Source organism: Nocardia jejuensis NBRC 103114 (assembly GCF_001613145.1).
Lineage (GTDB): Bacteria > Actinomycetota > Actinomycetes > Mycobacteriales > Mycobacteriaceae > Nocardia > Nocardia jejuensis.
Window position 1 is genome coordinate 1 of the sequence record NZ_BDBU01000082.1, and the last position, 18,328, is coordinate 18,328.

Sequence of the window (18,328 nt, forward strand, 5' to 3'; positions counted from 1 at the left end):
CTTCGCCGACCGCGACCGCTCGGTTGAGCCGGGCCACCGGGCTGTCGGTGAGGCGCACGAGTTCGTCGTACCACTCCACGATCTGCACCCAGTCGGTGTCCTCGACGGTCTGCGCGTCGGCGTGCAGGGCGGCGATCGCGGCCTGGGCCTGGAATTCACCGAGGCGGTCCCGGGCCAGGGCCGCCTGCAGAATGTCCACGCCCTCGGCGATCAGCGCCGTGTCCCACCGGCCGCGATCCTGCTCCGCGAGCGGCACCAGCGTGCCGTCGGCCGCGATCCGAGCCGTCCGCCTGGCGTGATGCAGCAGCATGAGCGCGAGCAGACCCGCGACCTCCTCGTGGCTGGACTCGGCGGCCACCTGCCGGGTGAGCCGGATCGCCTCGGCGGCGAGGTCGACATCGCCCGAATAGCCCTCGTTGAAGACCAGATAGAGCACGCGCAACACGGTCGCCACATCACCGGGCTGGTTGAACCTGACCGTGGACACCGTGCGTTTGGCGCGACTGATCCGCTGAGCCATGGTCGCCTCCGGCACCAGATACGCCTGCGCGATCTGCCGGGTGGTGAGCCCACCGACCGCCCGCAGCGTGAGCGCGACGGCCGAGGCCGGGGTCAACGACGAATGCGCGCACAGGAAGTACAGCTGCAGCGTGTCGTCGGTCGTCTCGGCCGGTCCGGGCGGCGGCTCGGCGTCGATCCGCTCCTCGCGCTCGCGGCGTGCGGACTCCGAACGCTCGGCATCGAGGAATTTGCGCCAGGCGACCGTGATCAGCCAGCCCTTCGGATCCCCGGGCCGCTCCTTCGGCCAGCTCAGCGTGGCCTGGATCAGCGCCTCCTGCACGGCGTCCTCGGCGGTAGCGAAGTCGGCTCCGCGCCGCACCAGAACACCGATCACCGCGGGAGTCAGTTCCCGCAGCAGCAATTCGTCCGCCGTCGCCACCACCCGGGCCGCCCGATCTACTCGGTCACCATCGGCGCGCATCCCAGGAACGGGCGCAGTTCGAGCCATTCGTCGACGGGTTTCCCGCCCGCGCCCGGCGCGGCGGACAGCTCCGCGGCCAACTCCAGCGCGCGCTCGTAGGAGTCGACGTCGATGATCATCCAACCCGCGATCAGATCCTTGGTCTCCGCGAACGGACCGTCGGTCACCGGCGGGCGGCCCTCGCCGTCCGAGCGCACGAAGGTGCCCTCCGACGACAGCTGCTGGGTGTCGACGAACTCCCCGGATTCCACGATCTTGGCGGCGAAATCCCGCATGTATCGCATGTGGTCCGAGATCTCCTGCGGCGTCCACTGATCCATCGGCACATCGTTCCGCGATGCGGGCGCGCCCCGGTAATGCTTGAGCAACAGGTACTTGGCCATGATCTTCTCCTCACCGGTGTACGGCCCGTGGTGGCCGTCCTCGTCTCGGGGACGGAGCCGCAGGCATGTTCTCGACATCACCGTGCCAGAAATTCTTCCGGCGGGCGATCGCGCGTTAGGATCGCTGGTGCGGCGGTGGGGCTCGCCGCTCCGGACACGGTTCGGAACAACCGCGGCATCGGCCGCCAACAGTCCCTACCCCATCGGTGCGGCCCTCGGGCCCGCCTGGAGTAGGAGACGACTATGCCCATCGAGCCGCAACCGGTGTTCGGAATCGATCCCGATATCGATCTGCACGAACCGGCCCAGCGACAGGAACTCGGCAGGGCGCACGGCGCGATAGTGGCCGTGATCGCGCTCGGCGGGGCGCTCGGGGCGCTCGCCCGGTACGGGCTCACCCTCGCCTGGCCGACTCCCCCCGGTGGATTTCCGTGGACGGTGTTCACCATCAATGTGATCGGCAGTGCCCTGCTCGCGACGCTCATGGTCGTGATCACCGAATTCCGGCCCGCGCATCCCCTGCTCCGGCCGTTCCTCGGCACCGGCGTTCTGGGTGGGTTCACCACGTTCTCGACCTACGCCAACGACATTCGCGCACTGCTGGATCCCGGGACGATCATGACCGCGGTGCTGTACCTGGCCGGAACCTTGATCGCGGCGCTCACCGCCGCCGCACTGGCGATGACCCTCACGCGCGCCACCGGGCGGTTCCTGAGCGAAGGGAAGGCTCGATGAACATGCTGCTCGTGATCGCCGGAGCCGCGCTCGGCGCGCCCGCCCGCTACCTGCTCGACCGCACCATCCAGTCCCGGCACGAGAGCCGCTTTCCGTGGGGGACGCTGCTGGTGAACATCTCCGGCTGCTTCCTGCTGGGCGCACTGACCGGGGCGGACCTGGCAGCCTCGTGGATGTTGGTGGCGGGCACCGGTTTCTGCGGCGCGTTCACCACCTACAGCACCTTCAGCTACGAATCCGTTCGCCTCGCGCAGGAGCGCGCGTACCGGCACTCCATCCTCAACGCGGTGGCGAGTGTGGTGCTGGGTCTGGCCGCGGCGGTCGCGGGCTACGCCCTCACCCACGCGTGTTTCGGGTAGTTCGGCGTCGATTTCTCGGTGTGGCCGGTGCGAGGCCAGGTGATCCGGCAGGCCGGGTATGCCGCCGCGAACCGATCAGGAATCGAGAAGCGCTGGTCACAGGTCCGCACATAGCCTCGATCGCAGACGTACCGTCATGAGCAGTGGATCTGACTCGATCGTGCGAAGTCGCGAGACGGAACAAGCGAGCGGAGGAAGCGGATGGCCGACGAGCAGCGCACAGCACAGCGATCGGGAGGTCCGGGGCCGGTGTCCCGATGGTTCCAGCTGCGGATGAACGCTCGCGCGAACAAGCGGATCCGCAAGGGCAAGGGCAGCTTCATGGGAATGGATCTGCTGATCCTGACCACGGTCGGCAAGCGGAGCGGGCAACCGCGGCAATCACCGGTGGCATGGTTCGGCGACGGCGACGACTCCTGGCTGATCGTGGCCTCCGGTGGCGGGGACCGGAATCCGGACTGGTACGCCAATCTGATGGCGAATCCGGACCGGGCGACCATCGAGCTGCCCGGCCGGGATCCGGTCGCGGTGCGGCCGCTGCGTCTCGAGGGAGCCGAACGCGAGCAGGGGTGGCAACTCATCGCCACCGCCGCACCGCAGATCGCCAAGTACCAGAGCAAATCCGACCGGCAGTACCCGGTGGTCCGGCTCACCCCGAGGTAGATCCCTCGTCACATGCCGTTGCACTCGATGATCGGGGCGGGGTACTCCGGGGCCAACAGCGGTGAGCGCCACGGCTTGTGGGCCGAGACGCCGGGCAGGTCGGCGAGTTCGGGGATCCAGCGGCGCACGTACTCGCCCTCGGGGTCGTAGCGCTCGGCCTGGCGGATCGGGTTCAGGACCCGGTTCGGTCTGGTGTCGGTGCCGGTGCCCGCCACCCACTGCCAGTTGAGTTGATTGTTGGCGACATCGCCGTCGACCAGCCAGTGCTGGAAGTGCGCCGCACCGATTCGCCAGTCCACGCGAAGGGATTTGGTGAGCAGGCTGGCCGCGATGAGACGGGCGCGGCCGGGCATCCAGCCCTCGGCGAGCAGCTGTCGCATGCCCGCGTCCACGACCGGATAGCCGGTGCGCCCGGTGCGCCACGCCTCGACCGACTGCGGGTCGTCCCGCCAGCTGATCCCGCGCGGGCGGTAGTCGGTCCAGCCCACCCGCGGTGTGGCGGCGAGCAATTGGTGATTGAAGTCGCGCCAGCAGATCTGACGCGCGAACGCCTCGCCGCTCGCGGTCGACAGGTCGGTGCGATGCACGATCTCGGTCGGTGACACACAGCCGAAGTGCAGATAGGGCGACAGCCGCGAGGTGGCGTCGGCGGCCAGATCGTCGTTGCGCTCGGCGTAGTCCTCGATCGGTCCGGCGAGCCAGTCGCGCAGCATCTTTCGGCCGGTGGTCTCGCCGCCCACCGCGAGCGACGGCGAGCCCGGAACGGCGCACAGGTCACCGGCCTCGGGCAGCGGATCGCCCTTGACCTTCGGCACGGTCAGCTCCTGCGGACGGCGGATCAGCGGACGCATCGGCGTCTCGATCCAGCGCCGGAAATACGGCGTGAACACCGCGAAATGATCACGCCCGGACGAGGGCAGCACCTCGCTGGGATCGGTGACGGTGATCGACCCCGAATGCACCTGCAGCACACAGTCACCGCCCGCCAGGCTCTCGCGCAGCTCGGCCTCACGCCGGTTGCTGAACCAGCTCATATCGGCCGCGATGTGCACGCTCTCGGCCTTGGTCTCGGCCGCGATCCGCGCCACCTCCCGGGCGAGTTCACCGCGCCGGATCACCAGATGACCTCCGACGGCGCGCAATTCGGCATCGAGCTCGGCGAGCGCGGCGGTCAGGAAGCGAATCCGGTTCGGCGACACCGACTTCGCCGAGACGATCCGCTCGTCCAGGACGAACAGCGGCACCACCGCCGAACCCGCCCGGCACGCCGCCGCCAGCATCGGATTGTCCCGTACTCGCAGGTCCCGGGTGAACAACGCGATCGTCACGCTCACCGGACACACTCCGGCGAACGATTCCCGGTGTCGAAACTCGAGCTCAACGCTGCCCCCAAAGAGTCATCGTGCGGCTGCCATCTGACGAACGCCGAGCATGCTACGTGAAACAGCGGCCGTTCCGCGGCAACCTTCCCGGCCGCGATTAGCCGCGGATATCTCGGGTATGCGACCCGATGTCAGGAGGAATCGGCGGGGGAAACCGGCCCGAGCGGCCGATCTCGCCGAAGTCCTGGTCCCGAAGCGCTCGGACCGTACCACGTAGGAAAGGACTGTCCCTCATGTTGATTCGCCGGCTGGCCCGCCCACTGCTCGCCACCGCATTCGTCGTCGACGGCATCGGCACCTTCACCCGACCGGAAACGCGCGTCAAATCCGCCGCCGCGCTCGTGCAGCACGGGGAGCGGCTGCTGCCCGAGAAGGCCGCGGCCAAACTCCCCTCCGACGCTCAGCAGTTCGTCCGGATCAATGCCGCGGTGCAGGTCGGCAGTGGGATCCTGCTCGCGCTGGGCTGGGCCCCGCGCCCGGCCGCGGCGGTGCTGGCCCTGACGGTGCTGCCGACCTCGGCCACCGAACACGACTTCTGGGCCGAGCCCGACCCCGAACTCCGGTCGGCCAAGCGCACCCAGTTCCTGCGGGACCTGAGTCTGCTCGGCGGACTGCTCATCGCTTCCGCCGATACGGCCGGCAAGCCGTCCCTGGGGTGGCGCGGACGACGCGCCGCCGCCAAGGTCGCCGCGGCGCTGCCCGGTGGAGCGGCGTCCTCGGGCGCCTTCGACAAGGCCATCGAGAAGGCCGCGGCCCGGGGCCGGACCCTGGCCGAGGTCGCCTCCGAGAAGACCGGTGACCTGGCCGGATTCGCCTCGGACAAGGGCTCGCACCTGGCCGAGATCGCCTCCGAACGCGGCTCGCACCTGGCAGAGATCGCGTCCGAACGCGGGGCGCATCTGGCGGACATCGCCTCGGACAAGGGCTCGCACCTGGCCGAGGTCGTGTCCGAGCGCGGCTCTCATCTGGCGGAGATCGCGTCCGAGCGCGGCTCGCGTTTGGCGGACATCGCGTCCGAACGCGGGGCGCACCTCGCCGAGGCTGCCGCCGAGCGACGCGCACGACTGGCCGAACTCGCCTCCGAGCAGGGCTCGCGCCTGGCTGATGTCGCGTCCGAACGCGGCTCGCAGTTCGCCGACCTGGCTGCCGAGCGTCGCGCACAGCTGGCGGAGATCGCCGCCGAGCGCGGCGGGCAGTTCGCCGAGGTCGCGTCCGAGCGCGGATCGCGACTGGCCGATCTCGCCTCCGAGCGCGGCGCGCAGTTCGCCGAAGTCGCGAGCGAGAAGGGCGCGCGGCTGGCCGAATCGGCCTCCGAGCAGGGTGCGCGACTGGCCGAGACAGCGCGTGAGCGGGCGACCGACGGCCGTCGCCGGTGGGCGCGACGCTGACCCCCTCGGCTCGATGAGCACGACGGCCCCGCTCTTCGGAGCGGGGCCGTCGGCCGTTCTGATTCACGGCGCCGCACGGGGGTCCCGCACCGTGCGCTCCGCCACGACGCGTGGCGGCTAGCGCGGAACAGTCAGGCGGAGACGCTGACCGGAGTGCGCACCACCCGGCCGCCGAGACGCTCGTTGACCGCGAAGCCGTGCCCGCGGCACCAGCGTGCGAGCGCCGGCACCGCGGAATCGTCGTCCCGGTAGGTCGGGACCAACTGGCCGACGATGTAGAGATGATGTGCGTCCGCGGCGCGACACAGGTGCTGCAGGGTGGCGGTGCCGAGGCCGGTGCCGCGCAATTCCCGGGTGACGGTGATGTTGTCGAGTTTGATGGTGTCCGCGTAGATGTCGAACACCACCTCGAGCAGCGGCCCGGAGCGGCGCAAGGTGGTCAGGTCCGACGGAAGCGGTCGCAGCACGCCCGGAAGATGGTCCGAGAGCAGTTCGCGAGCTCGGTCGTCGGGCGCGGCCCTGGTGACCACGAGCAGTTGTTCGGTGAGATCGGCGACCGCGCTCGCATCCCCCATCGCCGCCAGCGGTCTGGCCTGCTCGCTGGATTCGGCGACCACGCGCAGTTGACGCGCCCAGTGCGGGGCGCTCGCCTCGTAGGCGGCGATGAGATTCGCAAGGGTCCGCTCCAGCGATATCGAGGCTTCGAGGCTTCGCAACCGGCCGCCGGACAGCACACCCCAGCGATGGTCCTCGGCCCCGACTCCGTGATCGGCGAGATCGCGCAGCAGCGCGTCCCGGCGGTGAGCGGAGGTGGAGATCGAGCCGCCCGGGAGTTGATGCAGCCAGCCTCGCCACCCGGTCAGGTTGGCCCGGATCCGCGTGGACGCGGTGTCGGCACTGGCCGCCAGGTAGTTGCACAGCGCTTGCTGACGTCGCTCCAGCAGCTCATTCGCAGGCTCGCTGCCATTCGTCTCCGATAGCGGTATCCCCTCACTCATGAGGAACCACGCTAGCGTCCGCGTTGCTTAGCGCAGGTAACCGGCACGCACGAAATTATCGGACGACCGAATCCCACCGACACGAGGACGCCCGCCGGACGGGTAGATCACGATTGCCGGTAACTCGCCCGTTCAGCACCGGGCGCCGACCAGGGCAGACCCGCCCCGACCGGCAGCGCACCGATCCGATCGATCAGCTGATGCTCGTAGCGGTGCGCGGCGCGCCGCGACATCCCGGTCGAATGGCGAAGCGCGGCACGGGCTTTACGCCGCAGCGGCCCGGTGAGCAGATTCGACAATCCGGCCTCGGTGCCGATGGTCCGCGCCATCGGATCGGCGATGAGGGCGCGGAACCAGTCCCGTTCGGTCCGCAGCACCCACGAGTACGCGATGGCGAAGATCACCAGATCGACGATCATCGGCAGGAAGACCACCAGCCAGCTGGGCCCGGACGACGGGCGCGGCGCGTCGAAGACGGCGTGCATGCCGACCGCGAGCAGGTAGAAGAGCCCGAAGAAACCCAGCCGCCACGACCACGGCTTGTCCGTGCGCACCAGCAGCACCACGATGCCCACACCCGCGAGCGCCGACATGGCCCAGTGCGAGGTGAACGCCGTGACCAGTCGCAGCACCGCCACGAACAGCACATCGAACACCGGCGACTGCGGCGAGGAGACCGCGGTCTGCACGCTGTAGAGACAGTTCTCGGAGATCTGCGCACCCAGCCCGACCGCGCCGCCGAGCACCAGGCCGTGCATGGGACGACTCAGCCGCGCCCGGAACAGCACCGCCACCACCGCGATCCCGATCGCCTTGATCAGCTCCTCGTCGATGGGCGCGGCGATCGAGGCCTGCCAGTTCGCCGCGAACTCGTCGCCGCCCAGATTCGTGACCACCGACGTCACATGGTCATTGGCCCACAGCGAGAGCCCCGGCCACACCGTGGCGCCCCAGGTGAAGCCCATCACCATCGGTGCGACGAGATGCCGCCGGGCCCGGAATACGTCCAGATCGAACAGGATCCGGCCGAATAGCAGCAGGGTCAGCGCCGTGATCGGGATGGCGGCCAGCGCCGGACCCAGCCCGTACCGGACCGTGCCGAATGCCTGCAGGAAGAACAGGACCGGTCCGGCCACCACGGCCGCGCAGTACACCCAGAACAGGGCGGATCGGGGCTGGAACCAACTCACGCCTGCACCGCCTTGCCGGTCTCGAGCACGGACCGGATGAGTGCGAGGCCCGCCTCCCGGGTCGGCCCCGCCACCGTGAGGGTGACCGCGATATCGCCGCTGGTGGCGACCGCGCACACCCCGCCCGCGGTATCGGGCAGCACACAGGTGAGGCCGTGGAAGGAACCGACGTCCAGGACGCCGCCGTCGAAATTCACCGTGCGGCCCGCCGCCTTCAGCGGCAGCAGCAATCGCGGTGCGGCGGTATCGAAGTCGGTGATGCCGTCCACCACCGACACCGCGAGCCGTTGATCGGCGATATCGGAGCGGAACACCGCCGCCGAGTCCGATCCGGTCGCGACGCGGTGCATGGGTTCCGGAAGCGCGAAGGTGACCGCGTCGGCCGGATCCGCACCGCCGTGCACCGCGCCCACTCCACTTGCGGTCAGCGTGATCTCGGTCCCGGCGGCCAGCGCGGTCTCCCGGGTCGGGATCACCGCGTCCAGCACCGCCGGCACGGCGAACACGGCGGCCAGCGCCCCCACCGCCGCGAGCGCCGGCACGACGGAATGGACAAGGCGCACCATTGTTTTCAGCCTCTCACCGCGGTCCGGCGATCCGGGCGCGGCTCACCGCACCCTCCGCCTTCTTTGCGGAGAGTTAACCACAGAAAACAGCAGAAATCGGGCACCTCGCCCCATCGATGACCACGCGAACCTTCCCAGCCTCGGGAATATCCACCGCTGCGCACTTCTTCAATGTGCCGTTAAATAGCGGCACATTGTTCATCGGTTAGGCGTAAGCCGGAAGCCATCTGGAAGGACCCGTCATGACTCCTCGAATCCGGAAGTTCGTCGTCGCCGCAGCAGCCACCGGCGCACTGCTCACCGCGCCGATGCCGTACGCGCTGGCAAGCGCGGAGTGTCACACCAGCGGCCACGACGGCCGCAGCAGCCTCGGGGAAGGCACGCATCATGTGTTCCTGCCCAACGGCGTGTCGCCGCTGGGCTGCGTTCCCGGTTCGGTGACGCGGCCGTGCCAGGGCGGCAACTGATCGTCGCGGCCCCGGCGATCACTGCGGCGTCGGTGCACTGGAATCGGTCGAACGGGAAATCGCGGCGGCTACGGCCGCCGCGACTTCCCGCGGCTGGGAAGAGCACCGTGCGGAATCACAGCGAGGTGCCTAGCATTCGCCCGAGAACGAGGACGCAACGAACAGGCGTCGTACGGGTGAAGGGCGAACCAAATCCCGGATCGCCGGGAAAGGTGACACCCGGTTCCGAATCGGTCTGCGGGCGTAGAGCTTTGGGAGCTGTATGAGTTCGACAACCAGTGCGAAGCAGGTGGCTGTCCGCAGCCTCGAGATCCTGCCGACCGGCAATCGCGCGCATTTCGACGCCGTGATCCATCCGGTGGCGCACCGCGAGGGCACCCTCGAAGCACCCGCCGCGCGCCTGCCCGGACCGCACGGCTTCTACTCCGCGGCGCTGTTTCTCCGCGCGGCGGTGTCCGGCCTGCGACACGAGATCCTGCACGTGGTCGCCGACGGCGATATCGTCTGCCTCGAAACCATGATGACCGGACGCCGGGTCGGCACGTTGACCCTCCACACCCCTGCCGGGGAAGTCGACCGGACCATACCCGCCGACGGCACGAGATTCCGTGTCGCGCAGACCCATTGGATGCGCATCGACAACGGCATGATCGTTCGGCACTGGGGCTTCCACGGTTGCCTGGCTGGCATCGGGCACTCGGGCCTGCTGTCCACGGCGGCCGCCGCGATCCAGTAACCGATCACGGCATCACCTCGGCGGTCCCGGCGGAGCCTTTCCACCGGTGGGGACATTCGATCGCCGTGCCGACGGCTCGGCTCGAATATCGTTGTGCGAGGGGCCTCTCGGATCCCCACACCCCAGCCGTCACGATCACCGGCGACACCGGCGACGACCCCTTCGCCGACCGAACACCGCGACGGATGCGCGGTTTTCACGCTGGTCGATCGTGATCATCGCCTCGGGACGCGCCAGTCCCGCGTTCCGAGGCGATCCCCTCACCCGAGCGCATGCTCTCCCCTGCCGTAGGAGCCGTTCCATGCCCGCACCCGGACATCGAGAAGGCATGCCGTCCGCAATGGTTCGCCTGGCCGTGCTCGACGGAGCGCACGCGATCGAGCTGCTGATCCCGCCGGGAATCTCGGTGGAGGTGGGGCGCGGTCCGGGCAGACAACTGCCCGACGCCTTCGGGAGTATGGGCGTATCCCGTTGTCATGCCAGCGTCGGCGTCGATCCGGATCTCGGGTTGTGGATCCGGGATGACGGCTCGCGATGCGGAACCCGGGTCAATGCCGACCGTATCGGCTCCGGAGACAGGGCGTTCCTCGGAAGAGGCGACACGGTCACCCTCGGCAACCTGGTGCTGGAGGTCACCTCGATCACCTACGCCGAGCCGAGCCGCACCGCGCACACCTCCGAATAACTCGCGCTCAGCGGGGGGATCAACCCGCCCGGGCATGACGAAATCCACTGCGCCGAAAGCATTCGAACGCGGTGGATTTCGTCATGCCCGGGCGTACGTCGGATCTCGCTGTGCCGGGCAGTCGTCGGATCTCGCGGTGCCAGGCGTACGTCGGATCTCGCTGTGCCATGCGTACGTCCGATCTCGACGTGCTGGGCGCACGTAGGATTTCGCCGTGCCATGCGTACGTCCGATCTCGCCGTGTCGGGCGCACGTAGGACCTCGCCGTGCCCGGACGTTCGTGCCGGTGAGCGGGCCGCGAACTGTGCCCGGCGCGCGGTGAGACCGCGCGCCGGGCACAGGGTGGGGCGCAGGGCGATCGAACCGCGGGTCAGGACAGCACGCCGTCGATACACAGGCTCGCGGTGCGCTCGGTGGGATGCGGGCGCGGCCCGCTGAGCCGGAAATCCCACTGGTCGATCCCGGCGACCGGATGCCAGTAGAGCTGTCCCCCGGGTCCGGCCTGGAGCTCGTACACGGCCTCGCCGCCGTCGATCAGCTGATCACCGACGCAGTAGTCGTTGTATTCCGAGCCCGGCTGCCACGCGCCCGGGCTGAATACTCCGCGCGGCCTGCCGGTTCCGGGGCTGGAAACGGTGGCCGCGTGGCCCAGCGCACGATCGTGGGACCAGATTCCGACACCGAATCCGTCGTCATGGCAGGAGAACATCCAGCCGCCGCTGAAGACCGTGCTGCCCTGCCGATGGACCGCGCCGTCCCACAGGCAGCCGAGGGCGGTGTCCGCGGCGGAGCGGGCGGGTTGCAGTGCTCCCCCGGCCAGCGTGGCAATGGTCGTACCGGCCGCGAGGATGGCCGCGGTGCGCATCCAACGCCGGAATCGAGGCGTTTCGCGGCCGTTGCGCCGGGTGTAGTCAGTGCTCATCGACGTCTCCGTCTCGTGTGCTGATCACGCGCCGACGTCGGCTTCGAGGAACGGCGCTGCTAACGCCGTTTAATGTACCGCTATTCAGCGGCACATAAGCTGGGTCATTCTCACCCGCGGGAAGTCCGGATCACATCTTGTTCAGCAGGTCCGTGAGCTCCACATCGTGCCCGATCTCACGATCGATGAGCTGGGTCACCAGCCCTGCCACCACCTGTCCGGGCAAGGTGCGCGCCACTCGAACCTGTTCGCTGAGCTCCACCAGGTCCGCGGGCGTGCGCTCGGATCGGCGGTAGGGGTCCCAGGCCTCCCGATGCAGCAGATCGACGGTACGGCGTGCGATCCGGTCGCAGTCGGCGCGCATTCGCTCCAGCTCGCCCAGCACCGCCTCGGCGGGCAGTCCGACCGCGGTGAGCTGATCGACGAAGCCGGCGAGCAGCCCGTCCGCGACCCGGTAGTTCACCGCGTCCACCGGTTCGTAGATCCCCGCCGCGACCACGCGCGCCAGCCCGTTCGGCACCTGCGCGAAGCGCTCCTGCAGATCGGCGGCCGAGATGGAATCGCTCACCGCCGGGGTCGCGGGCTCGTCCGTCTCGCCCACTCCGAGCACATCGCCGAGATCGTCGCCGCGGTCGAGTGCGGCCAGCAGTTCCTTGATCCCGTTGAGCTTGATGCCGCGATCGAGCAGCCGGCTGATGGTGTGCACACGGTTGAGATGCTCGGGGCTGTAGTACCCGGTTCGGCCCTTCACCTGAGGCGGCGGCAGGACGCCGCGCTCGTGGTACACACGGACGCTCCGGACCGTCGTACCGGCAGCGCGCGCGAGCTCATCGATGGTGTATTTCCAACCTCGCCGAAACCGCGCATCCGTAGATTCGCGTGAACCTACCTACGCGATTCCGATCCGAGGCGCCCGAGACCTGAGTCTCGTGAGGCATGTCGCACCCAACCATGAACCCTCGCAACACGTCTCGAGCGCGTCGAGCTACCGGCGCTGCTCGATCCGCCATGTTCGAGGCGGCAGGATTCGGACATCGGCCGGATTGCGACCCGGTGGCCGGACCTGATCGGGTCGAGCCGGGGCGGCGTCGATCGCATGGGAGTGCCGTCGATCGCAGGGGAGTGCCCGGTCGCCCAGCGCCGACCGTGCCGGGCGCACGGCTTCCGCGGCGGATACCCCGAAAGCCGTTGCCCTACCTCATGGTCGGTCGGCCTCAGAAGAGATTGGCCAGGTTCGACAGCGGGCCCGGCAGCGCGGCCAGGTGGTTCTTCACTCCGGTGGCCACCGGATGGGGGGTCTCGGCGCGCAGGCGATCGAGTTCGGCCTGCATGGTGGCCACGGTCTGGTCGTAGTTCGCCGCCACGGCCGCGGTGTCGTCCGGGTCGCCCGGCTGCGTCGACCACTCCAGCGGCGGCAGGAAGCTGACGTTCACCGTGGCGGGCAGGGGAACCTGGGGGAGGATCGGGGCGACGCCGAAGGGCACTCCCAGCGTGTACGGAAACACCTTGGCGCGCACCAGCTTGTCCAGCTGCAGCAGCTTGGCGGTGCGTTCGCCGCGGCTGAGCACGAAGATCGAGTCGTGGCCGCCGTTGGCGACCGCGGGGATCACCGGAACGCCCAGCTCGAGTGCGAGCCGGATGAAGCCCTTGCGGCCGGCGAAATCGATCTTGCCGCGCTCGGTCCAGGGGCGGCACGCCTCCCAGTCGCCGCCCGGGTAGACCATGACCGCGCCACCGTCTTTCAGCCCGGCCTTCGCCGAATCCCGCGAGGCGGGAATCGCACCGAAACTACGCAGGCTGTCACCGAGAAACGGTGCCCGCAGCAGGATATCGTGCGCGACGCCGTTGGTCGGCTCGCCCGGGCGGTGGTCCATCGTCGCCATGAAGGTGACCCACACCTCGGGCGCCCAGTAGATCGACGAGTGATTGCCGATCACCAGCGCCGGACCGGAGGTGGGCACGTTCTCGATGCCGGTGACGGTCGGCGTGAAGTAATTCGTATAGGCCCGGGCCACCGGAAGCAGCGGGTGGTTCGGATCCGGAATCGTCTTGTTCTCGTTCATGCGTCGTCCTGTCTGTTCCGTCGCCGGAAGACGGGCGGCACGCGCCTACGCACGCCGACGTCCGAAAAGACGTCGAGCACAACTGAATTGCCCCGGATACATCCCCATTGATAGTCCCGACGGTCTCGCGCACCGCGCGGACCAGAAACGGCGTGCTGCGCATTCGGTCTCATTCCCCGACCGTGCCCGTCGCCGTCTTCCTGCCCCTTCGACGCTACCAAAAGCAAGCAATCGCTTGGTAGAGAATGTGCGAAACCCAACAGCCGCTCACCGGGTCCGGGCCTTGTTCTCTCGAATCTCGGGTGGCGAGCGACCGTTTCGCGGCATACGCGCCTTTCATGCTTAGATGCGCATATCTGGGTATAGGCATGTCGGGGCGACCGGAAACTCCGAACCGTCCCTCGCCTGACGGATCATCGTGCGCGCGTGCTCAATTCACGCCGCGGCGCCGGAAGAGCACACCGGCGGCGACGTAGCCGACGAGGCCGATCCCCGCACACCACGCCAGGGCGATCGCGGCATCGTCGCGGACCGGGGTGCCCATGAGCAGACCACGCACGGTCTCGGTGATGGAGGTGATGGGCTGATGCTCGGCAAACCCGTGCAGCCAGGCCGGCATCGAACTCACCGGGACGAATGCGCTGCTGATGTACGGCAGGAACATGAAGGCGAAGGTGAATCCGTTGGCGGCCTCGGGATTCGGGGCCAGCAGCCCCAGTGCGGCCGCGACCCAGGACAGCGCCAGCACGAACGCCGCGAGCACGCCCAGCACTCCGAGCCAGCGCAGCGGATCGGCGCTCGGGCGGAAACCGATAGCCACCGCGAGCACGATCACCAGACCGGTGGTCAGCAGATTGCGCAACACACTCTCCACGACGTGCCCGGACAGCAGCGCCGATCGCGAGACCGGCATGGTGCGGAACCGGTCGACGATGCCGTTGTGCATATCGGTGGAGACCGCGACGGCTGTTGTGCCGGAACCGAATCCGGCGCACAGCAGCACGATGCCGGGCACCACGTAGTCGATGTACGCGCCGCCGACGTTCATCGCGCCGCCGAACACGTACACGAACATCAGCAGGATCATGACCGGCACGGCGATGGTCATGATCATCGAATCCGGGCTGCGCAGGGTGTGCCGGAGATTGCGGCCCACCATGGTGATCGAATCCTGTACCGCGCGAGTCAGCGAATTCCCCTGGGCGCGTGCCGCGGTGGCCGGTGCGGACGCGGCGGTGCCCGAGGAGCGGGTGGTGGTGGTCATTGCGCTGTACCTTCCGAAGCGGTGCCGGTCAGGGCGAAGAAGACGTCGTCGAGATCGGGTGTGTGGATGGACAGTTCGCCGATGCTCAGGTCGTGACCGTCCAGCCGGTCCAGGAGTGCGCGGATCTCGCCGACGCTGCCGTCCGAGGGCACCTGGAGCACGAGCTGATCCGCGTCCGCCTCGGCCTGCGGAACGGCGCGCGCGGCGGCGGCCAGGCCGTGCGCATCCGCGAAACCGATCCGGACGTGACCGCCCGGGACGAGTCGCTTCAATTCGCCCGCGGTGCCCTCGGCGACGATGCGCCCGGCGTCCAGTACGGCGATCCGGTCGGCGAGCTGATCGGCCTCCTGCAGATACTGCGTGGTCAGCAAGACCGTGACGCCGCCCGCGACCAAACCCCGGATCACATCCCACAATTCGCGACGGCTACGTGGATCCAGGCCGGTGGTCGGCTCGTCCAGGAAGACGATGCTCGGATCGCCCATCAGGCTCATGGCGATGTCGAGGCGGCGGCTCATGCCGCCGGAGTAGGTCTTCACCGGCTTGCGCGCGGCCTCGGTCAGATCGAACTGCTCGAGCAAACTCGATGCGCGCCTGACGGTTTCCGTGCGCCCCAGATGCAGGAGCCGTCCCATCAGATGCAGATTCTCCGCACCGGTGAGCACCTCATCGACGGCGGAGAACTGCCCGGTGACGCCGATCAGTTCGCGCACCGCGTCCGGGTCGGCGAGCGGGTCGTGGCCGCCCACCCGGACGACTCCCCCGTCCGGCCGGGCGAGAGTGGCCAGGATGCGCACCACGGTGGTCTTGCCCGCTCCGTTCGGACCCAGCAGCGAGAACACTGTTCCCGCAGGCACATTCAGATCGATGCCACTCAGGACCGCGTGGTCTCCGAAGGATTTCTCGAGCCCGCGCACCTCGATGGCGGGCGGTTGGACGGTTGTGGACATGGAACCCCGATCGACTGGCGATGTAGTGAGTCGCACCGTGATCGCACACATTCGGGCGCGCAGCCCGATTCATAAACTGTGTATGCAATACACTGATGTGTACATGCTACACAGTTTCGACCATGGCGCAAGATGTAGGAGAACGAGACAGGAGGTCCTATGGAGACGCCCGAGCAGCGGGTCCTGCCCACATCGGTGAAGTTGATGTGGGAACTGGAGGCCGCGGGCAGTCGCGGCCCGAAACGCGGACTCAGCCTGGCGCAGATCCTGGACGCCGCGATCGCGGTCGCCGACGCCGAGGGCTATGCCGGGCTGTCGATGAGCAGGCTCGCCAAAGAACTCGGTTTCACCACCATGTCGCTGTATCGGTACGTGGACAGCAAGGACACGCTCGTCGAACTGCTGTCGGACCGTGCCATCGGCCCCGCGCCCGAACTGCCCGCCGGCACCGGCTGGCGGGCCGCGCTCGAGGCGTGGGCCTGGGCGGAGTTCCATGCGATCCGGCGGCACGATTGGTGGTTGGACATCCCGATGACCTCTCCCCCGCTGGGGCCGAACAATATGGCCTGGCTCGAGTGTGGCCTGTCCGCCTTCGCCGCGGCGCCGATCCCCGAGCCACGCCGCCTGCAGATGGTGACGAACCTGTCGTTCTACGTCATCGGGCGCGCACGGTTCCTGCGCGACACCATCAGGTCGGCCGGACAGGACGAGGACTTCACCGCGATCCTGTCCGGAGTGCTCGACCCCGAACGGTTTCCCGCGATCACCAGCGCGCTGGCGCATCAAGCGTTCGACGACGATGACATACATTGGGAGGAGGCCGATTTCGGCTTCGCCCTCGACCGCCTGCTGGACGGGTACGAAGCGTTCGTACGCGAGCACGGCGAACGCTAGCCGACGCTACCGGGCCCGATCCGACACTGCCACGCCCTACCCGACACAGCCACGCCCTACCCGACACAGCCGCACCCGGCCCCGCACTGCCGGATCCGGCCCCGCACTGCCGGATCCGGCCCCGCACTGCCGGATCCGCTGTGCGGACGGCTCGCGCATCCGGTTCGCCTCCCGGTCCACTCGTCGCCGCTGCGGACACGCCCGCAGGATCCGGCCCTCGGCCTGGTGCGGCGCGAAGGTCCCGATCACTCCACCCGGTACAGCCAGATGCGGGGGTCGGCCAGTTCGCCGGTGGGGGTCCAGCGGTAGGTGCGCGCGACGCCGGTGCCGTCGAAGGATCGCAGGTACGACAGGAGGCCGTCACGGGTGGTGTGACCGGATGCCGTGCCGCCCAGGACTATTGCGGTCAGGTCGTAGGATTCGGCCGAGAACGCGCCCGGCACACTTCGGTTGAAGTTGTGGTAGTCGGCCAGGAAGCGATCGGTGGCGGGACCGCAGACGCACGACAGCAGCGTGCCCGTGGAGGCGGCGCCGGCGAGGGCGGTGTAGGTGGATTCGTAGCTGCCCTCACCGGCCACGAATGTCGCTGTGACACCGGCTTTCCGGAGTTTCTGGACCAGCGCGCCCGCGCCCTCGGGGCCGCCGACGTAATAGACGCCGTCCGGGCGCGCGGCCGCGATCGCGGTGACCGCGGCACCGGGATCCGCGCCGGGATCCACGGTGGCGATGCAGTTCCGGTCCGCCGCGCCGCCCAGGGCGGCGATGACCGCACGGCTCTCGGTGGTCTCGTGGTCGGTGCCGTTCGAGATCACGCAGATATCGCGCAGGCCGGTCCCGGTCAGATAGCGGGCCACCGCGGGGGCTTCCATATCGTTGTCCGCCATACCGCGAAAGAAGGTGCCCCAGCCCTGTTTCGAGAGTCCGGAGTTGCTCGCGACGGGAGTCAGGAACGACAGCCCAGCATCGCTGAAGGTCTGACCGGACGCGTTCACCTCCCCCGAGAACATGGGGCCGAGCACCGCCACGATCGAGGGATCGTTCGCGACGAGGGCGGCCAGTCGCCCGGCCTCCCGCGGATCGCCGGTGGTGTCGAACTCCTTCACCGTGATCCGGCAATCCGGATTGGCGCGGCTGAACTGATCGACGGCCAAGCGGATTCCACCGAAGGTGCGGCTGCCCAGATCGGCGCCGTCGCCGGTGAGCGGGCCCATCGCGGCGATGGTCACCGGCTCGCAGACGGCGCCGCCGACCCCGGCGGCCTCCAGGGTTCCGGTCGCGATGGGCGCCTTTCCGCCCTGCGCGTCGAGCTGGGTCAGCGGCAGCACCCCCGGGTAGAGCGCCGCGCGCGCGACGGCGCCGGAACCATCGCCCACCGTGCCGGAATCGCGGCTCGCCCAGAGGATTCCGGTGACCACCGCCAGCACCACGGCCACCGCCGCCGCACCACCCACCAGCCACCGCCGCGACGCGCGCGGGGACGGATCGGCCGAAACAGGCTGCGCCGCGGCGTCCTTCGTGGCGGAGGTCGGCCCGGCCGGGCCCGACGTGGCGAGATCCACGGTGGCTGGGCCCATCGTGGCGGGACTCGCCGCTCCGGCCCCCATCGTGGTCGCGGCCGCGTCCCGGCCCGAATACGCCTCGGCGGCCGGGACCCAGGTCTCGGACGCCGAATGGCCCGTCAGGTCCCTGGTGCCGCCGACC

At 68.9% G+C, this 18,328-nt stretch carries 20 protein-coding genes; 8 read left to right on the top strand and 12 right to left on the bottom strand.

Features of this window, described 5'->3' with window-relative positions; genetic code table 11:
• Together NJ1_RS37340 and NJ1_RS37345 are read right to left on the bottom strand one after the other, a co-directional pair.
• Positions 1-982: RNA polymerase sigma factor (locus NJ1_RS37340; protein WP_067704975.1), on the bottom strand; the 982-nt coding region annotated here is incomplete at its 3' end.
• Entirely contained in the window at positions 958-1,365 is a 408-nt protein-coding gene (locus NJ1_RS37345; protein ID WP_067705019.1) for a YciI family protein, read from the bottom strand. The genes NJ1_RS37345 and NJ1_RS37340, both read right to left, overlap by 25 nt.
• A 243-nt stretch (positions 1,366-1,608) precedes the next feature.
• Here NJ1_RS37345 and crcB (NJ1_RS37350) point away from each other — a divergent pair, with 243 nt between their 5' ends.
• The 3 genes from crcB (NJ1_RS37350) to NJ1_RS37360 all read left to right on the top strand — a co-directional run bounded on the left by crcB (NJ1_RS37350) (position 1,609) and on the right by NJ1_RS37360 (position 3,122).
• Complete coding sequence (gene crcB / locus NJ1_RS37350) at positions 1,609-2,100, top strand: fluoride efflux transporter CrcB (RefSeq protein ID WP_067704978.1); 492 nt, start codon at positions 1,609-1,611, stop codon at positions 2,098-2,100.
• Positions 2,097-2,459 carry a fluoride efflux transporter CrcB gene (gene crcB / locus NJ1_RS37355; protein ID WP_067704981.1) on the top strand — a complete coding sequence of 121 codons (363 nt, stop codon included), beginning with the start codon at positions 2,097-2,099 and terminating at the stop codon, positions 2,457-2,459. Before crcB (NJ1_RS37350) ends, crcB (NJ1_RS37355) begins: the two co-directional genes overlap by 4 nt.
• A 201-nt stretch (positions 2,460-2,660) precedes the next feature.
• Entirely contained in the window at positions 2,661-3,122 is a 462-nt protein-coding gene (locus NJ1_RS37360) for a nitroreductase/quinone reductase family protein (RefSeq protein WP_067704983.1), read from the top strand.
• 8 nt (positions 3,123-3,130) lie between these two features.
• Here the strand turns inward: NJ1_RS37360 and NJ1_RS37365 are convergent, their stop codons facing one another.
• Positions 3,131-4,456: a cryptochrome/photolyase family protein gene (locus NJ1_RS37365; protein ID WP_067704988.1), complete on the bottom strand. Its 1,326-nt coding sequence runs from the start codon at positions 4,454-4,456 to the stop codon at positions 3,131-3,133.
• 281 nt (positions 4,457-4,737) lie between these two features.
• On the opposite strand from NJ1_RS37365, the gene NJ1_RS37370 reads away from it, so the two are divergent.
• Complete coding sequence (locus NJ1_RS37370) at positions 4,738-5,892, top strand: DoxX family protein (RefSeq protein WP_067704990.1); 1,155 nt, start codon at positions 4,738-4,740, stop codon at positions 5,890-5,892.
• A gap of 131 nt (positions 5,893-6,023) precedes the next feature.
• Here NJ1_RS37370 and NJ1_RS37375 read toward each other — a convergent pair whose 3' ends face one another.
• From NJ1_RS37375 to NJ1_RS37385, 3 genes are all read right to left on the bottom strand, one after another.
• Entirely contained in the window at positions 6,024-6,890 is an 867-nt protein-coding gene (locus NJ1_RS37375) for a GNAT family N-acetyltransferase (protein WP_067704991.1), read from the bottom strand.
• Positions 6,891-6,997: 107 nt separating this feature from the next.
• The gene (locus tag NJ1_RS37380; protein WP_067704992.1) at positions 6,998-8,080 is read right to left on the bottom strand and encodes a PrsW family intramembrane metalloprotease; all 1,083 of its coding nucleotides are present in this window, start codon (positions 8,078-8,080) and stop codon (positions 6,998-7,000) included.
• A complete protein-coding gene (locus tag NJ1_RS37385; RefSeq protein WP_067704994.1) occupies positions 8,077-8,646 on the bottom strand; it encodes a hypothetical protein in 570 nt (189 codons plus the stop codon). The genes NJ1_RS37380 and NJ1_RS37385 overlap by 4 nt, the downstream gene beginning before the upstream one ends.
• A 242-nt stretch (positions 8,647-8,888) precedes the next feature.
• Between NJ1_RS37385 and NJ1_RS37390 the strand changes: the two genes are divergently transcribed.
• From NJ1_RS37390 to NJ1_RS37400, 3 genes are all read left to right on the top strand, one after another.
• Positions 8,889-9,113: a hypothetical protein gene (locus tag NJ1_RS37390; protein WP_067704995.1), complete on the top strand. Its 225-nt coding sequence runs from the start codon at positions 8,889-8,891 to the stop codon at positions 9,111-9,113.
• Between the two features lie 262 nt (positions 9,114-9,375).
• Positions 9,376-9,849 (top strand): ester cyclase, encoded by a 474-nt coding sequence (locus tag NJ1_RS37395; protein WP_067705000.1) that lies wholly within the window; start codon positions 9,376-9,378, stop codon positions 9,847-9,849.
• A 301-nt stretch (positions 9,850-10,150) separates the two neighbouring features.
• Positions 10,151-10,534, top strand: a complete 384-nt coding sequence (locus tag NJ1_RS37400; RefSeq protein ID WP_084479260.1) for an FHA domain-containing protein — start codon at positions 10,151-10,153, stop codon at positions 10,532-10,534.
• 370 nt (positions 10,535-10,904) lie between these two features.
• Here NJ1_RS37400 and NJ1_RS37405 read toward each other — a convergent pair whose 3' ends face one another.
• The 5 genes from NJ1_RS37405 to NJ1_RS37425 all read right to left on the bottom strand — a co-directional run bounded on the left by NJ1_RS37405 (position 10,905) and on the right by NJ1_RS37425 (position 15,733).
• Positions 10,905-11,456: a hypothetical protein gene (locus tag NJ1_RS37405; RefSeq protein ID WP_157574650.1), complete on the bottom strand. Its 552-nt coding sequence runs from the start codon at positions 11,454-11,456 to the stop codon at positions 10,905-10,907.
• A gap of 130 nt (positions 11,457-11,586) precedes the next feature.
• Positions 11,587-12,291 (bottom strand): MerR family transcriptional regulator, encoded by a 705-nt coding sequence (locus NJ1_RS37410; RefSeq protein WP_067705009.1) that lies wholly within the window; start codon positions 12,289-12,291, stop codon positions 11,587-11,589.
• 379 nt (positions 12,292-12,670) lie between these two features.
• Positions 12,671-13,519: a lysophospholipid acyltransferase family protein gene (locus tag NJ1_RS37415; RefSeq protein WP_067705012.1), complete on the bottom strand. Its 849-nt coding sequence runs from the start codon at positions 13,517-13,519 to the stop codon at positions 12,671-12,673.
• 430 nt (positions 13,520-13,949) lie between these two features.
• Positions 13,950-14,783, bottom strand: coding sequence for an ABC transporter permease (locus NJ1_RS37420; RefSeq protein WP_422615815.1), 834 nt, complete (start codon positions 14,781-14,783; stop codon positions 13,950-13,952).
• Positions 14,780-15,733: an ATP-binding cassette domain-containing protein gene (locus NJ1_RS37425; RefSeq protein WP_067705013.1), complete on the bottom strand. Its 954-nt coding sequence runs from the start codon at positions 15,731-15,733 to the stop codon at positions 14,780-14,782. The genes NJ1_RS37420 and NJ1_RS37425 overlap by 4 nt, the downstream gene beginning before the upstream one ends.
• Positions 15,734-15,892: 159 nt before the next feature.
• On the opposite strand from NJ1_RS37425, the gene NJ1_RS37430 reads away from it, so the two are divergent.
• Positions 15,893-16,627 carry a TetR/AcrR family transcriptional regulator gene (locus NJ1_RS37430; RefSeq protein WP_067705016.1) on the top strand — a complete coding sequence of 245 codons (735 nt, stop codon included), beginning with the start codon at positions 15,893-15,895 and terminating at the stop codon, positions 16,625-16,627.
• A gap of 245 nt (positions 16,628-16,872) precedes the next feature.
• On the opposite strand, the gene NJ1_RS37435 is transcribed toward NJ1_RS37430, so the two are convergent.
• On the bottom strand, positions 16,873-18,328 hold a 1,456-nt coding region (locus tag NJ1_RS37435), incomplete at its 5' end, for a branched-chain amino acid ABC transporter substrate-binding protein (RefSeq protein ID WP_084479261.1).

Bases quoted from the DNA above. Each gene is read 5' to 3' on its own strand.
- NJ1_RS37345 (WP_067705019.1), bottom strand. From the start codon at position 1,365: ATGGCCAAGTACCTGTTGCTCAAGCATTACCGGGGCGCGCCCGCATCG.
- crcB (WP_067704978.1), top strand. From the start codon at position 1,609: ATGCCCATCGAGCCGCAACCGGTGTTCGGAATCGATCCCGATATCGAT.
- crcB (WP_067704981.1), top strand. From the start codon at position 2,097: ATGAACATGCTGCTCGTGATCGCCGGAGCCGCGCTCGGCGCGCCCGCC.
- NJ1_RS37360 (WP_067704983.1), top strand. From the start codon at position 2,661: ATGGCCGACGAGCAGCGCACAGCACAGCGATCGGGAGGTCCGGGGCCG.
- NJ1_RS37370 (WP_067704990.1), top strand. From the start codon at position 4,738: ATGTTGATTCGCCGGCTGGCCCGCCCACTGCTCGCCACCGCATTCGTC.
- NJ1_RS37375 (WP_067704991.1), bottom strand. From the start codon at position 6,890: ATGAGTGAGGGGATACCGCTATCGGAGACGAATGGCAGCGAGCCTGCG.
- NJ1_RS37385 (WP_067704994.1), bottom strand. From the start codon at position 8,646: ATGGTGCGCCTTGTCCATTCCGTCGTGCCGGCGCTCGCGGCGGTGGGG.
- NJ1_RS37390 (WP_067704995.1), top strand. From the start codon at position 8,889: ATGACTCCTCGAATCCGGAAGTTCGTCGTCGCCGCAGCAGCCACCGGC.
- NJ1_RS37395 (WP_067705000.1), top strand. From the start codon at position 9,376: ATGAGTTCGACAACCAGTGCGAAGCAGGTGGCTGTCCGCAGCCTCGAG.
- NJ1_RS37400 (WP_084479260.1), top strand. From the start codon at position 10,151: ATGCCCGCACCCGGACATCGAGAAGGCATGCCGTCCGCAATGGTTCGC.
- NJ1_RS37405 (WP_157574650.1), bottom strand. From the start codon at position 11,456: ATGAGCACTGACTACACCCGGCGCAACGGCCGCGAAACGCCTCGATTC.
- NJ1_RS37415 (WP_067705012.1), bottom strand. From the start codon at position 13,519: ATGAACGAGAACAAGACGATTCCGGATCCGAACCACCCGCTGCTTCCG.
- NJ1_RS37420 (WP_422615815.1), bottom strand. From the start codon at position 14,783: ATGACCACCACCACCCGCTCCTCGGGCACCGCCGCGTCCGCACCGGCC.
- NJ1_RS37425 (WP_067705013.1), bottom strand. From the start codon at position 15,733: ATGTCCACAACCGTCCAACCGCCCGCCATCGAGGTGCGCGGGCTCGAG.
- NJ1_RS37430 (WP_067705016.1), top strand. From the start codon at position 15,893: ATGGAGACGCCCGAGCAGCGGGTCCTGCCCACATCGGTGAAGTTGATG.